The organism is Anaeromyxobacter sp. PSR-1, from assembly GCF_000964525.1.
Classification (GTDB): domain Bacteria; phylum Myxococcota; class Myxococcia; order Myxococcales; family Anaeromyxobacteraceae; genus Anaeromyxobacter.
The window spans coordinates 32,865-47,383 of sequence record NZ_BAZG01000016.1 but is presented as its reverse complement, the minus strand read 5'-3'; the positions used below and the strand labels follow the sequence as shown (position 1 = coordinate 47,383).

Genomic DNA, 14,519 nt, shown 5'->3' with positions numbered 1-14,519 from the left:
GAAGCGCGGCCGGGCCGCCTCGGCGATCGCCGCGTCCCAGGCCGCCGTCACCTCGGCGGCGAGCGCGGAGCCGTCGGTCGCCGGGCGCGGCGCGGGGGCGGGGAGCTCACCGGCCCACGCCGGCTCCGCGCCGATCGCGTACGGCTCGAGCGTCTCCACCGGCGCGTCCGCCTGGGCGGAGACGAGCCTGCCGGTGATCCACTCGGGATCCGGCGCGCCCGCGACCGGCAGGACGAGCAGGTCGCGCGCGCGGGTCGCGGCCACGTAGACGAGGCGCAGCCGCTCGGCGTCGAGGTAGCGCTTCTCGCGGCCGGCCACCTCGCCGCCCTCCGGCTCCTCCCACTCGAGCCCGTCGAGCGCGACCGCCCAGGCCTCGCCGGTCCGGTCCACCACGAACGGCGCGCGCACGTCGCGGGCGGCCAGGTTCGCGCACGCGTCCCAGAGGGCGACCACCGGGAACTCGAGCCCCTTGGCCTGGTGGACGGTGAGGATCTGCACCGCGTCGGTCCCGACCGGCCGCGGCGGATCGAGCTGGACCGCGTCGTCCACCCACGCGCGCAGCCGCGCGGTGGCCGCGTCGTAGTCGAGCCCCTCGGCGGCGACCGCCTCGAGCACGAGGCAGAGCTCGCGGAGCGCGTCGAGCCGCTGCGCGCCGTTCGGTCCGAGCGCGGCGGCCCGGCCGAACGCGGTCCGCTCCAGCAGGTCGCGGGCGGTCGCCCCCGGCGGGCGATCGAGCCGGGTCCGGCGGAGCTCGCGCACGACCTCCTGCGCCGCGCGCGCGCGGAGCACGCCCGGGTCCGTGGACGCGGGGTCGGCGGCGCGTGCGCGGGCGAGGTCGTCGTGGTCCACCGCGAAGAACGGCGGCCGCAGCAGCGCCGCCTGCGCGATCCCGTCGTCGCGATCCGCGAGCGCCCGCAGGCCGAGCAGGAACTGCTGGTGGAGCGGATCCGCGAGGAACAGCGTCCCGCCGCGCGCGGCGTACGGCACGCCCAGCCGGTCCAGCTCCGGGAACAGGAGCGGCAGGTTGACGGTGGCGGTGACGAGCACGGCGACGTCGCCGTAGCCGGCGGGCCGGGGCGCGCCCGTCGCCGGGTCCACGATGGTCCGCTGCTTCCCCTCGACCATCCACCGGAGCCACGCCGCGAGCGCCTTCGCCTCGGTGGCCCGGAGCTCGGGCTTCTTGCCGGACTCCGCCGCGAGCGGCAGGACCTGGACGGCGCAGGGCGCGCCGCCCTCGCGCCCCGCGAGCAGCGGCTCGTTCGCCACCGTCCCGGCCTCCGGGTCGAACACCGGCGCGTCCCCGGCGGCCTTCCCGAGCACGCCGTCGAACGTCCCGTTCAGCCACCGCACCAGCGCCGGCTCGCAGCGGAAGTTGGCCTTCAGCTTGGCGACCACGTGGGGCCCGCGCTCGACGATGGCCCGCACCGCCGCGTACACGCCGATGTCGGCGCGCCGGAAGCGGTAGATCGACTGCTTGGGATCGCCCACGATGGTGAGCTTGCCCGGCACGAGCCGGACGGCGCGCCAGTCCTCGGCGACGGCGCCCTGCTCGCAGAGGTACAGGACCACCTCGGCCTGGAGCGGGTCGGTGTCCTGGAACTCGTCCACCATGACGTGGTCGAACAGCGCCTGGTACTCCGAGCGCACCGCGCGATCCCGCTGCAGAAGGTCGCGCAGCTCGAGCAGCAGGTCGAGCTGGTCCACAGCGCGGTGGCGCGCCTTCACGCGCTCGTACATGGCCACCACCGCGGGCGCCGCGGCGACGAGCCGGCGCGCGAGCCAGCGGGCGAACGGGCGGAGCAGGTCGTCGCGGAGCGCGCCCTCGCGGAGCGCCTTCTTGCCGTCGTCGCCGAGGAACGCCTTGTAGAGCGCCCAGCCCGCGCGGTCGTCCGGGAAGTCCGCCTTCATCGCGAGCTTCCGGGGCGGCGTGCACCGCAGCAGCTCCTTCAGGACGAGGACCGGGTCCTCCTCGCCGCGGATCCGCTCGATCCGCCGCCGCGTGGCGGCGACCCACCGCGAGCCCGCGCCGTCGCCGCTCGAGTCCGCGGCGTACCCCAGGAGCTCGTCGGCCAGCTCGCGGAACTTCGCCAGGTCCGGCCTGCGCGCCGCCGGGACGACCGGCGGGACGTCGCGCGTGCGCACCAGCGATTCGATGAGACAGTCGAGCCCCGGGACGACGCCGTGGTCGTGCACGCGCCGCTCGGCGCGGACGCCCGCGCGCAGCGCGTCGACGAACGCCGACTGCGCCGCCGCCGCGACCTCCGGGTCGAGCCCGGGGAGCTCGTCCGCGAGCGTGCCCGCCTCGACCGCGTGCAGGAACGCCGCGAACGCCTCGTCCACCAGCGGCGCGTCGTCCTCCACGATGTCGTACGACGGGGAGAGCCGCGCCTCCACCGGCCGGAGGCGCAGGAGCCGATCGGCGAACGAGTGGATGGTGCCCACGTGCGCGGTGTCGAGCGCGGAGAGCGCGCCGGCGAGGCGCCGGCGCCGGAGCTCCGTCAGGTCGGCGCGCGCGAGCGCGCGCAGGAGCGCCTCGCGGATGCGGAGCCGCAGCTCGCCGGCCGCCTTGCGCGTGAACGTGACCGCCGCGATGCGCCCGAGCGGGAGCGCGGGCCCGTCGTCCTCGGGCGCGACCCGCTCCACCAGGCGCGCCACGAGCAGGGTGGTCTTGCCGGTCCCGGCGCCGGCGTCGGCGATGACGTTCTCGTCGCGCGCGTGGATGGCCCGGTCGCGGTCGACCTGGTCCGGGGCGGGCTTCCGCGGGCTCATTCCTCGTCCCCCTCGTCCAGCTTCAGCGCGCGGAAGCGCGCGAGCGGCCCGTCCTCGACGTCCGCGAGCGCCTCGCGGGCGCGCCGGGTCGCGCCGCTGCCGCAGACCACGTGGAACGGGCAGTAGGTGCAGTCGTCCTCGTCGGCGCTGGGCGGGAACGACCGCGCCGCGAGGAGGTGCGCCGCCGTCGCGAGCCACTCCGCCGTCGCCTGGTCGAGCGCGGCCGCGTCCGCGCGAAACGCGCGCTCCTCGACCTCGCCCCGGCCGCTCGCGTACGCGTAGGCGCCCTGGACCTTCGCGGGCGTCTTCCAGGCGTTCGCGAGCTTCCGCGCCGCGAGCTGGTACAGGCCGAGCTGCACGTCGCGGAGCGGCGTGGGGCCGGTCTCGCTCCCGGCGCGCGGGTGCGCCTTGCCGGACTTGAGGTCGCGCACCAGCGTCACCCCGTCCTCGACGTCCACGCGGTCGATGTAGCCGTGGACGTGCAGCGTCTCGCCGTCCGCGTCCACCGAGAGCGGCGCCCCGGGGGTGCCGAACGCGAGCTCGACGCCGACGAAGCGGCGCGGGCCGCCCTCCCAGTCGTATGCCAGGAACACGCGGAGCGCGTCGTGCAGCCGCTCGCGCTCCTTCAGCCGGACGCCCTCGCCGACGAGCGGGACCTCGGAGAGGAGCGCGTCGAACGCGCGATCCGCCACCGCGCGCGCACGCGCCTGCCACCCGTCGATCGTTCCCTCGCGGCGCGAGAACGCCGCCCCGTGCTCCCGGTAGAACAGCTCGACCACGCGGTGGAGCAGGCTCCCGAACGAGAGCGGGTCGAGCTCGCGGAGCGAGGGCGCGCCGGCCGGCTCGTCCCAGCCGAGGATGCGGCGCATGAGGAACAGGCGCGGGCACTGCAGGAGCTGACCGAGCGCGGAGGCGGAGATGGGACGCTCGGGGGCGATACCCGGGACCGGCGGGAACGGTCCGCCGCGGCCGAACACGCCATCGGAGGGGCCGAGCGGGCCGGTGGGCGCGCGCAGCGTGGCGAGGCGCGCGAGGTCCACCACGGGCGCGCCGGTCCACTCCGGCGGGAGCGCCGGGGCGGTGCGGGCGACGCGGTCGAGCCAGCTCGCGTCCGAGATCGGCTGCGCGTCGCGGAAGCGCGCGGCGGCGCGCGCCGCGGGACGGAATGCGTCGCGGCGGAGGGCGGCGCCGTCCGGGACCGCCTCGGCGGGCTCGCCGGTCCCGGCGTGTGGGCGCGCGAGCGCGGCCGCGGCGTCGATGAAGATGGCGCCCGGCTCGCGCTCGGTGCGGGCGAGATCGACCCGCGGGGCGGAGAGCGCGACCGCGTCGCGGGCGCCCTGCACCGCGGCCACGAGCGCGTGCACCTGGGCGGCCACCCGATCCTCGGCGCGCCGGAGGACGCGGTCGGGCGCGCCGCGCTCGAGCTGCTCGCGGAAGGCGCCCGGCACGACCGGGTCCTCGCGCGGCTGCGACGGGAGCACCCCCTCGCAGAGCCCGACGATCCGCACCGCGCCGAACGCCAGCCCCGCCGCACCGGCCACGGTGCCGACGTACACGGCGGGCTCGCCGAACCGGCCGTGCGCGACGCGCAGGCCGAGCAGGTGATCCTCGACGACCTGCAGGGCGTCGTCGCCCGAGAGCGCCTTGCCGAGGCTGCCCGCGCACGCCGGCGCGATGGCCTCCACGAGCCGCGCCGGGAGCGTCGCGCCCTCGCCCGGCGCGAGCAGCCAGCGCGCGAGGAAGCCCCCGAGCACGTCCGCGATCGCCGCGAGCGGCGCGCCGCCGACGACGGCTCGGGCGACGCCCACGAGCGCGTCGAGCGCGGGCCGGATCGCGCGCAGGCTCCGGAGCGTGCGCTCGAGCCGCCAGCGCTCCCGCTCCGCGGAGTCGTCGTCCGCGTGCACCTGCCCGAGCGCCGCCTCCAGCTCGCCGGCCCGGACCGCGGCCCGCTCCGACCAGGCGAGCGCGCCGGCAGGGTGGGCCGGGTTGCCGCCGACGATGCCCAGGCCGAACGCGAGCTCCATCCCCTCGCCGTGGGTGAGATGCGTGCGGTCGCCGTCCGCGACGCCCTCGAGCCGGAGCGCGGCCAGCACCGGCGCCAGCGTCTCGGCGGAGAGGTGCGAGCGGAGCGCGCGCACGACCGCGAGGATGCGGGCGCCCGCCGCGGTCGAGATGGCCGGCAGGCCGCCCGCGACGAACACCGGGAGCGACCCGCCGCCGAGCGGCAGCCGCGCGAGCCGGTCGGCCACGAGCCCCGCGAGCGGATCCTGGGCGGGCACGAGGACCGCGACCTCCTCGAGCGGCCGCCGCGCCTCCAGCACCTGGCGCGCGACCCACAGCGCGGTCGCCTCCAGCTCCGCCTCCACGCCCGCGTGCTCCTCGAGGTCCACCGTGCCGTCCGGCCCGCCGCTGCGCGGGCGCGCCGGATCCGCGAGCACCGCCGCGTCCGCGAGCAGGTAGGTCGCGAGGAGGTCGCGCTCGGTCAGCTCCTCCGCTCGGGGAATGCCCCGGTCCTCCGCTCGTGGTGAGCCCGTCGAACCACGAGCGGACGCGTGGTCCTGGTCTTCCCCCGCTCGTGGTGAGCCTGTCGAACCACGAGCAGCCGCGGGGTTTCGGTCTTCCTCCGCTCGTGGTGAGCCTGTCGAACCACGAGCGGCCGCGGGGTTCCGGTCTACCTCCGCTCGTGGTGAGCCTGTCGAACCACGAGCGGCGAGCGCCGCCCGCACCTCGGCTCCGTACAGCCGCTCCACTCTCTCGAGGTGCCGGGCCGAGATCGGCCGGACCGCCTGGACCGCGAGCCTGACGTCCGGGATCGCCGCCACGAACCGCGCCTCGACCGCATCCTCGTGCCCGGTCGCGAGCGCGAGCGTCGGCCCGTGGAAGAACGGCCACGTCGCCGGGTCGCGGGCGAGCAGCGCCGCGGCCTCGCAGAAGATCCGGGCGGAGGAGAAGGAGGTGCCCGCGCACTCCTCCACGCGCGCCCAGAGCCGCGCGAGGTCGCGCGCTGCGGCCGGCTCGGCCGGGACGGTCCGCCGGGCCCAGGCCCGCAGCCTCGAGGTCCCCGATGGCGCTCGCGAAGGCCTCGTCCCAGCCGCGCGTCATGCGGAGCAACTCGAGGTCGAAGTGCTCGAGCGGCAGGTCCTCCTGGAACAGCGCGAGCAGCCGCGCGCGGCGCAGGCCGTCCTCGCCCCGCGTGAACGCGACGCCCGCCGACTGGAGGACCTCCAGCGCGGCGGTGAGCGGTCCGAGGAACCGCGTCCCCCCGAGCGCCTCGCGGCGCCCCGTCCGCGCCAGCTCCCGCCGGATCGCGTGCGCGTGGCGCTCGCCCGGGACGAGGACCGTGCGCGCCGGCAGCGGGCCCGCCGCCGGGAGCGCGACGACCGCGTCCGCCCACTCGCCCAGCGTGTCGATGACGGTGACGTTCACGCGCGCCTCTGAGACCGATCGTACGTCCGGGGACCGACACGCGGGGCCGGCGGGCCCAGCGAGAAGGACACCCTAGCAGCCGGGCGGACAGGGCCGGTTGATCCCGGACGTCGCGTGAACGCGGCACGCACGCTTCGTCGCGCGCAGCAGCCGCGTGCCAGGCCAGCCGGCCGGCGCGCCCCCCGCTCGCTCGGGGGCCCGTCCACCGCCCGGCGGCGGCTCCGCCCGCGCCCCCTTAGATCCGCGGGCGTGCTCGACACGTTCCACCCCGTCGTCCGCGCCTGGTTCGCCAGCCGGTTCGGCGACCCCACCCAGCCGCAGGCGCTCGCCTGGCCCGAGATCGCCGCCGGCCGCGACGTGCTCGTCTCCGCGCCCACCGGCTCCGGCAAGACGCTCGCCGCGTTTCTCTCCGCGATCGACGGGCTCCTCCAGGACGGGCTCGCGGGCCGCCTCGAGGACGCGACCCGCGTCGTCTACGTCTCGCCGCTCCGCGCGCTCGGGAACGACATCGCCCGGAACCTCCAGGCGCCGCTCGCCGAGATCCGCGCCGCCGCGCTCGCGGCCGGCCTCGCGCCGCCGGAGCTGCGGGTCGCCGTCCGCACCGGCGACACCACCGCGTCCGCGCGCCGCAGCCTGCTCTTGCGCCCGCCGCACCTTCTCGTCACCACCCCCGAGTCGCTCTACCTCCTCCTCACCGGCGAGCGCGGCCGCGAGACGCTCGCCGGCGTCGAGACCGTGATCGTGGACGAGATCCACGCGCTCGCCGGCGACAAGCGGGGCGCGCACCTCGCGCTCTCGCTCGAGCGGCTCGAGGCCCTGGCCGGGCGACGGCCGCAGCGCCTCGGCCTCTCCGCCACCGTGGAGCCCGTCGCGGAGGTGGCGCGGTTCCTGGTCGGCGCCGCGCGCGTCTCGCGCACCGGCCGGCCGCGCTGCGCCGTCGTCGAGGTCGGCCGGCGGCGCGCCTTCGACCTCGCCATCGAGGTGCCCCGCGACGAGCTGTCGTCGGTCGCGTCGAAGGAGCTGTGGGCCGAGACCTACGACCGCGTGGCCGACATCGTCCGCGCGCACCGCTCCACGCTCGTCTTCGTCGGGACCCGCCGGCTCGCCGAGCGGGCCGCGCACGCGCTCGCCGAGCGGCTCGGCGAGGGCGAGGTGGCCGCGCACCATGGCAGCCTGTCCCGCACGCGCCGCCTCGCGACCGAGGAGCGGCTCAAGGCCGGGGCGCTGAAGGCGGTGGTCGCGACCGCCTCGCTCGAGCTCGGCATCGACGTGGGCGAGGTGGACGTGGTGGTGCAGCTCGGCTCGCCCGGCGCGCTCGCCACCGGGCTCCAGCGCATCGGCCGCGCCGCGCACGTGAAGGGCGGGACGCCAAAGGGGCGGCTGTTCCCCATGAGCCGCGACGAGCTGGTCGAGTGCGCCGCGCTCGTCCGCGGCCTGCGCCGCGCGCGCCTCGAGCCCGTCGCCGTCCGCGACGCGCCGCTCGACGTGCTCGCGCAGCAGGTCGTCGCCGAGGCCGCCTGCGGCGCCATCCACGAGGACCGGCTGTTCGAGCTGTGCCGCCGCGCCTGGCCCTACCGCGCGCTCGCGCGGGAGGCGTTCGACGACGTGGTGCGGATGCTCTCCGAGGGCATCGCCACCTCCCGCGGCCGCGCCTCGGCGCTCCTCCACCGCGACGGCGTGAACCATCGGGTGAGCGGCCGGCGCGGCGCGCGCATCGCCGCGCTCACCGGCGGCGGGACCATCCCCGACACCGCGCAGTACGCGGTGGTCGCCGAGCCCGAGGGCGCCGTGGTCGGGCAGGTGGACGAGGACTTCGCGGTCGAGAGCATCGCCGGCGACATCTTCCTGCTCGGGACCACCTCGTGGCGCATCCGCCGCGTCGAGGCCGGCGTCGTGCGCGTCGAGGACGCCCACGGGGCGCCGCCCGGCGTGCCGTTCTGGAACGGTGAGGCGCCCGGGCGCAGCGGGGCGCTGTCGGCCGAGGTCTCCGCGCTGCGCGAGGAGCTCGAGACTCGGCTCGCCGACCCCGCCGCCGCGGCCGCGTGGCTCGAGGCCGAGGCCGCGCTCCCCACCGCGGGCGCGCGGCAGGTGGTGGAGTACCTCGCCGCCGGCCGCGCCGCGCTCGGCGCCCTGCCCACGCAGCACACGCTCGTCGCCGAGCGCTTCTTCGACGAGGCCGGCGGGATGCAGCTCGTCATCCACGCGCCGTTCGGCGCCCGCACCAACCGCGCCCTCGGGCTCGCGCTCCGCAAGCGCTTCTGCCGGACCTTCGACTTCGAGCTGCAGGCCGCCGCCACCGACGAGGGCGTGCTCCTCTCGCTCGGCCCCCAGCACGCGTTCCCGCTCGAGTCGATCTTCGCGTACGTGACGCCCGGGACCGTGGACGAGGTGCTCACCCAGGCCGTCCTCCAGGCGCCCATGTTCGGCGTGCGCTGGCGCTGGAACGCCACGCGCGCGCTCGCCATCCCGCGCCTGTTCAAGGGCAAGCGCATGCCCCCGCCCATCGCGCGGATGCGCGCCGACGATCTCCTCTCCGCCGTGTTCCCCGCGCAGACCGCCTGCCAGGACAACGCGCCCGGCGGGCCGATCGAGGTGCCCGACCACCCGCTCGTCCGAGAGACGCTCCGCGACTGCCTCGGCGAGGCCATGGACGCCGGTGCCCTCCGCGCCGTCCTCGAGCGGATCGCCGCCGGCGAGCTCCGGCTCGTCGCCGTGGACACCCCCGAGCCCTCGCCGCTCGCGCACGAGCTGTTGAACGCGCGGCCCTGGGCCTACCTCGACGACGCGCCGCTCGAGGAGCGCCGGGCCCGCGCGGTCGCGGTGCGCCGCGCGCTCCCGCCCGCCGAGGCGAGCGCCATCGGCGCGCTCGACGCCGCAGCCATCGAGGAGGTCGCCTCGCAGGTCTGGCCGTCGCCGCGCGATGCGGACGAAGTGCACGACGCGCTGCTCGACCTGGTGATGGTGCCCGAAGGCGAGAGCGCCGCGTGGAGGCCGTGGCTCGAGGCGCTGGCCGCCGCCGGGCGGGCGCAGACGGTGACGGACGGTGAACGGACGTGGTGGGTCGCCACCGAGCGGACGGGATCGCTCCCGTCCTCCATGGGACCGCTCACCCTGACCTCATCCGACCCGCTCACCCTGAGCGTAGGCCGCGAAGCGGCCGGAGTCGAAGGGCGAGCGGCCGCGTTCGAACCCCCGCTCGTCCTGAGCCCCGTCGAAGGACGAGCGGTGCCGCCGCCCCCGCTCCCCACAGAGCGCATCCCCGACGATCCCATCCTCGCCCTCGTCCGCGGGTGGATCACCCACCTCGGCCCCGTCACCGCGGAGAGCCTCGCCCACCGCATCGGCCTCCCGCCCGCCGAGGCCGCCGCCGCGCTCGCCGGCCTCGAGGCCCAGGGCCAGGTGCTCCGCGGCACGTTCCTCCCCGAGGTCCCCGCGACCCCCGACGCGCCCCACTGGTGCGAGCGCGGCGTCCTCGCCCGCATCCACCGGCTCACGCTCGGCCGGCTGCGTCGCGAGATCGAGCCCGTCAGCGCCGCCGTGTTCCTGCGGTTCCTTGCGCGCTGGCAGCACGCCGCGCCCGGCACCCGGCTCCACGGCACGCGCGGCCTGCTTGAGGTGATCGGCCAGCTCCAGGGCTTCCACGCCGCCGCCGGCGCCTGGGAGCGCGACCTGTTGCCCGCGCGCGTGGAAGGCTACGAGCCCCGCCTGCTCGACGCGCTGTGCATGTCCGGCGAGGTCGCCTGGGGCCGGCTGCACGTCGCGCCGCCGCAGGACGGCCTGCCCCCGCGCCGCCGCGGCGCGCCCACCCGCTCCGCGCCCGTGACGCTCGCCGTGCGCGAGGACCTGCCCTGGCTGCTCGACGGCATCGCGGCCAGCACCGAGCCGCCACCCCTCGGGACGATCGCGACCGAAGTGGTCGAGGCGCTCGCCCGTCGAGGCGCGTCGTTCGTCGGCGAGCTCGCCCAGGTCGTCCGCACCGACGCCGGCGAGACCGAGGAGGCGCTCTGGGAGCTCGTGTCCGGCGGGCGCGTCACCTGCGACGGCTTCGCCGGCCTCCGGACCCTGATCGCGCCACCGCCCGGACACCGCCCCCGCCCCGCCGCGGCCGGCGGACGGTGGGCGCTCCTGCGCGCCGGTCCGCCCACGACCGGCCCCGACCCCGAGTCGCTTCCCGAGCCCACGCTCGAGCAGCTCGCCCGCCAGTACCTCCGCCGCTACGGCGTCGTGTTCCGCGACCTCCTCGCCCGCGAGGCGCGCCCCCCGCCCTGGCGCGACCTCGTCCGCGTGTACCGCACGCTCGAGGCCCGCGGCGAGATCCGCGGCGGGCGGTTCGTGGCGGGCTTCACCGGCGAGCAGTTCGCGGCCGCGGAGGCGGTGGAGGCCCTGCGCGCCACGCGGCGCGAGGCGGCCGACGACGGCCCGCTGGAGGTCTCCTCCGCCGACCCGCTCAACCTCGCCGGCATCCTGACGCCCGGGCCACGCGTCCCCGCCGCGGCTGGCGGGCGGGTGGTGGTCGGGGGAACCGTCACCGTGACCGGCCCCGATCCCCGGCGAGCGTCCTCGGCCTGACCTGCGCGCGCGGCGGGACAGCCACTGGCGCGTCGCACCGCCGCGTCAGGGTTTCACGTCGAGCGCGCCTCCGTTCCCGCCTTGCCGAGCAACAGGTCCTACAGGCCGGCGGGGACGCGCTTTCGCATCGCCTCTCGAGGCCAGCAGCTTCAGTCGGGTGCGGTCGCGCCGCCACGCTCGCCGGTAGGAGGCCTCGCAGCGCGACCGCGGCCCTCACATCCCTGCGACGACGTCAGAGAGCTGCATCACGGTGTCGAAGCCGACCCGCTGAGCCTTGGTCATCCGCTCCGTCATTGCAGAGACGGCAGCCTTGCTGAGCTCGGCCCACTGCGGCTCGCTCATGACGTAGAGCTCACCCCCGTAGTGCAGGTGCGGCGTCCGCATGCCGCCGCGGGTCGGATCCCACATCAGCACCCGCGCAGCGGCCCCGGCAGCCACGCCGGTCTCCGCGCCGATCGTGCGCTGCTGGGGATCGGTCTGCACCTTCGTCAGTTCCTTGAGGTGCGTCTGGACGAAGCGCTCCACGAGCGCCACGTGTGAGATCCAGAAGTCCCTTCGTCCACCGTTCTTCAACTCGAGCATGTGAAGTGAGTCCATGCGTACGCTCCGTTCGACATTACGACCGATGCGAGCACGACCGACCACCTTCCTGAACGCTCCTGGCCACCCCCTTTCCGCCCAGATGCTCCGTGAACGTCGGCCCGAGCTCGGACTCCAGCTTCTCGACGACGTCGGCCGCGATTGCGAGGAGCGTCCGCTCCGAGGCGCAAAGGAATGGACCGACGCGGTTGTAGTGACCGGTCATGAAGTAGTTCGAACAGCCGCACCAGTTGACGCAGTAGGCCCGTACACCGCACGCTTCGCACTCGGCGTTGAGGGACGGTCCCGGCGCGTGGTGATTCCGGAGGGGGCCGAGCTGCACGAGCTCGCCCATGACGCCGATCGCGTGCTCCTCGTGCCTGCCCGACACGAGCCGCTCACAGGGGAACACGCGCCCGGATGGATCGAACGCGAACTCGCCCGTCCCCATCCTGCATCGCTCGAGCGGTTGATAGCCTCCACGCAGCATCACGGTGATCTTGCCGTCGATCAGGCTGATGAAGTGCGGCCTGCCCTCGCGATAGAACCGCATGTAGCGATCCGCGAGCGCTCGATAGACCGCCGGAACGCGCTCGACGTCCCGCTCGGTCCATCTCGCAGAGAAGTCCGGGTTCAGATACATCTGCCGGACGCCGAGGGACGAGAGGTGGTCGACGACCTCGGGAAGGCTCGCGAGCGTCGCCGGTCCGTACACCGCGTTCACGGGAACGCGCTCGAGCTCGGCCAGGGCCGCCCGGATGCCTCGCTCCACGGCCGCCGAGCTCCCGTGACCATCGGGAAAGCGGCGAAACAGGTCGTGGACCGCGGGCGGTCCGTCGCAGCTCACCGTGATTCCGACGTGGTGCTCCCGGAGGAAGCGGGCGACCGCGCGCGTGAGCAGGGTGCCATTCGTCACGACGGACAGCTTCACCCGCCTGGCGTCGTAGCTCGGGTGACTCTCCACGTAGCGAGTGATCGCCTCGAGCGATCGGAACTCGAGGAGGGGCTCCCCGCCGAAGAAGCCGATGTCGATGTCCTCGGACCCCGGCGTGTTCCGGAACGCGAGATCGACGATCCGAGTGGCCACGTCGAACGGCATCGCCTCGTCGGTCTTGCCCACGTAGCAGTACTCGCAGGCGAGGTTGCATCGCCGCGTGACGAAGAGCGTGTATTTCGTGGCCGCCTCCAGGAGGCTGGTACTGAACGCAGAGTACAGAGCACGATTCGTGATGTGACCGGGGCTCCTGGAGTTCACTCCAAGGAATTAGGACGGGGCGGTGCGTTTGCCGTCGCGTCGCCCGGGCGGCAGGTTCCCGATCCGGCTCCGCCGCGGCCCTGAACAAGCGGCCCGCCTGTCGAGCGGCTGGTCCGACCCCCACGACGAAGGCGGGAAGCCGCGCGGAGGTCAATCTCCGCTTGAACCCCACGCTGGCGACCCGCGCCGGCATTGCGCCGCTCCACGCCCCCCAGCACGGGGAGGTCGGCGCCAGCTCGTCGGCGCCAGTCACGGAGGAGAACCATGGAATCGACGCATGCGGTCGGGACGCCGGAGTCGAGGGTGGAGCCGTCGCTCGAGGCCTCACTCCGCAAGTTCAACGATGCGTTCAACCGGTTCGACGCGAAGGAGGTCGCGTCCTGCTGGGTCGAGGGCGGGACGGTGATCTCGCCCATGGGCGAGATCGGGCGCGGGCGGTCCGGGGTCGAGACGACGTACCGCCACGACTGCGAGTCCCTGCTCCAGGGCACGACCTCGAGGTTCTCGATCCAGTCGGTGAGGCAGCTGGGAGGCGACCTCGCGTTCCTGGACCTCGATCACGAGATCCAGAACGCCAGGCTGCCGAGCGGAGGGAAGGGCACCTTGAAGGTGCACGTCGCGATCCTCGCGCAGCGGAGCGGGAGCGGCTGGCAGTGGGTGGACGCGCGCCCGTACCTGTTCGCTTCGCCGCCGCCCTCGGTTCACTGAGCCGGTCGCTCGAGGCGCCGCCGTCGCCCCCGTCCGACGGGCGGCGGCGGCCGGGCCGGGGCAGCTAAGCCACGCCCAAGCGGACCTTCAGTCGCTCGATGGTGTGCTTCCACTTCTCCGAGGTCGGCCGCGCAACGGTGTTCTGATTGCCGAAGAACCCAGGCTCACGGATCGCCTCTGACTCCGGGACCGTCTTCAGCCAGTTCACTCGAACGACATACTCAGCGTTATCGGGCTCCTCCTTGGAGCTCTTCATCTGCACGGACGCACCAGTCACCGTCAGCAGCGGGACACGGCGGCCAGCGTCGTCCTTCACCATGAACTCTTCGCAGGGGACCACGGTCTCCTCGACCTTGCCGACCCCCACGTAGCCGGTCCCAGGGATGTTCACCCAGAGGCGCGCGCCCGGCTGAAGCATGTGAAGGGTATTGCTGTACCAGCGGCCGCCGCCGCCGGAGAAGTAGCCGTATTTCACGGCGTCAGCCCAGTTCCGATAGCCGAAGGAGCCGTAGTACTCGCCGTTCCATTCCTCGGGCTCAGGCGAATCAGCGGCGGACTCCGCTTCCACCGTGAACGGATCCTGGAGCCAGGCGCGAGCCATGTATTCGCGGTCCCGATCCCTGAAAACTCGGAAGAACACCGCGTTGATGTTCACCCGATGATGCTGAAGCAGATACGAAACCACTCGTTCGGTGGTCGGATCGAGCGACGACGCCACGATGACGAGTTGATGGGACTCGTTGAGCTCCTCGGGCATCTCCCTGACGCGGAACTTCTCTCGAAAGGCCTGATCCAGCGAAATGCGCGCCGAGGCTCGAGCGGGATTTGCCTTCTGGAATTCGTCGAAGATGTGAGCGATGTCATCCGGCTTGAGGGTCTTGGCCCACGCGCCGTATTCGAGCACCTGGGCCACGATGTCACGGGGTGTCTTGTCGCGCTTCAACTCGAGGACCACCAGGTTGCCCTGACTGTCGAGCGCGAGGAGATCAATCCTGGTTCCGAACGCGGTTCGAACCTGCCGCCCGACCAGGAGCCAGTCCGGGTTCGCGATCGAGATGTCGTCAGCCAGGATGTCTTCTAGCCGAGACTCGAAATCCAGTTGGTGCAGCGCAAGCTGGGCGGTTCCACCGTCGATTCTCCACACCCCGAGTTCCAGCGGCATTGATCCTCCCTGTCATGTGAGGATGCCACAGCGACGCCGTCAGTGAAAACG

General features: G+C 74.6%; 8 protein-coding genes. 3 read left to right on the top strand and 5 right to left on the bottom strand.

What is annotated here, in order from left to right; translation table 11 throughout:
- Together PSR1_RS04935 and PSR1_RS04930 are read right to left on the bottom strand one after the other, a co-directional pair.
- Window positions 1–2,769 (bottom strand): exodeoxyribonuclease V subunit beta (locus tag PSR1_RS04935; RefSeq protein WP_059436515.1); only part of this gene is annotated, 2,769 nt, incomplete at its 3' end.
- Complete coding sequence (locus tag PSR1_RS04930; RefSeq protein WP_237757818.1) at window positions 2,766–5,744, bottom strand: PD-(D/E)XK nuclease family protein; 2,979 nt, start codon at window positions 5,742–5,744, stop codon at window positions 2,766–2,768. The genes PSR1_RS04935 and PSR1_RS04930, both read right to left, overlap by 4 nt.
- Between PSR1_RS04930 and PSR1_RS24405 the strand changes: the two genes are divergently transcribed.
- Together PSR1_RS24405 and PSR1_RS04925 are read left to right on the top strand one after the other, a co-directional pair.
- Entirely contained in the window at window positions 5,725–6,207 is a 483-nt protein-coding gene (locus PSR1_RS24405; RefSeq protein WP_082100150.1) for a hypothetical protein, read from the top strand. The genes PSR1_RS04930 and PSR1_RS24405 overlap by 20 nt on opposite strands.
- Window positions 6,208–6,444: 237 nt before the next feature.
- Complete coding sequence (locus PSR1_RS04925; RefSeq protein ID WP_059436514.1) at window positions 6,445–10,764, top strand: DEAD/DEAH box helicase; 4,320 nt, start codon at window positions 6,445–6,447, stop codon at window positions 10,762–10,764.
- Between the two features lie 213 nt (window positions 10,765–10,977).
- Here PSR1_RS04925 and PSR1_RS04920 read toward each other — a convergent pair whose 3' ends face one another.
- On the bottom strand, window positions 10,978–11,346 hold the full coding sequence (locus tag PSR1_RS04920; RefSeq protein ID WP_152643307.1) for a hypothetical protein: 369 nt from the start codon (window positions 11,344–11,346) through the stop codon (window positions 10,978–10,980).
- Between the two features lie 34 nt (window positions 11,347–11,380).
- Entirely contained in the window at window positions 11,381–12,598 is a 1,218-nt protein-coding gene (locus tag PSR1_RS04915) for a radical SAM/SPASM domain-containing protein (RefSeq protein ID WP_059436512.1), read from the bottom strand.
- 264 nt (window positions 12,599–12,862) lie between these two features.
- Between PSR1_RS04915 and PSR1_RS04910 the strand changes: the two genes are divergently transcribed.
- On the top strand, window positions 12,863–13,306 hold the full coding sequence (locus PSR1_RS04910; protein ID WP_059436511.1) for a DUF4440 domain-containing protein: 444 nt from the start codon (window positions 12,863–12,865) through the stop codon (window positions 13,304–13,306).
- A gap of 64 nt (window positions 13,307–13,370) precedes the next feature.
- Here the strand turns inward: PSR1_RS04910 and PSR1_RS04905 are convergent, their stop codons facing one another.
- A complete protein-coding gene (locus PSR1_RS04905; RefSeq protein ID WP_059436510.1) occupies window positions 13,371–14,468 on the bottom strand; it encodes an endonuclease NucS domain-containing protein in 1,098 nt (365 codons plus the stop codon).
- Window positions 14,469–14,519: the final 51 nt, after the last annotated feature.

Coding starts and splice junctions, on each gene's coding strand:
- PSR1_RS04920 (WP_152643307.1), bottom strand. CDS start 11,346: ATGCTCGAGTTGAAGAACGGTGGACGAAGGGACTTCTGGATCTCACAC.
- PSR1_RS04910 (WP_059436511.1), top strand. CDS start 12,863: ATGGAATCGACGCATGCGGTCGGGACGCCGGAGTCGAGGGTGGAGCCG.
- PSR1_RS04905 (WP_059436510.1), bottom strand. CDS start 14,468: ATGCCGCTGGAACTCGGGGTGTGGAGAATCGACGGTGGAACCGCCCAG.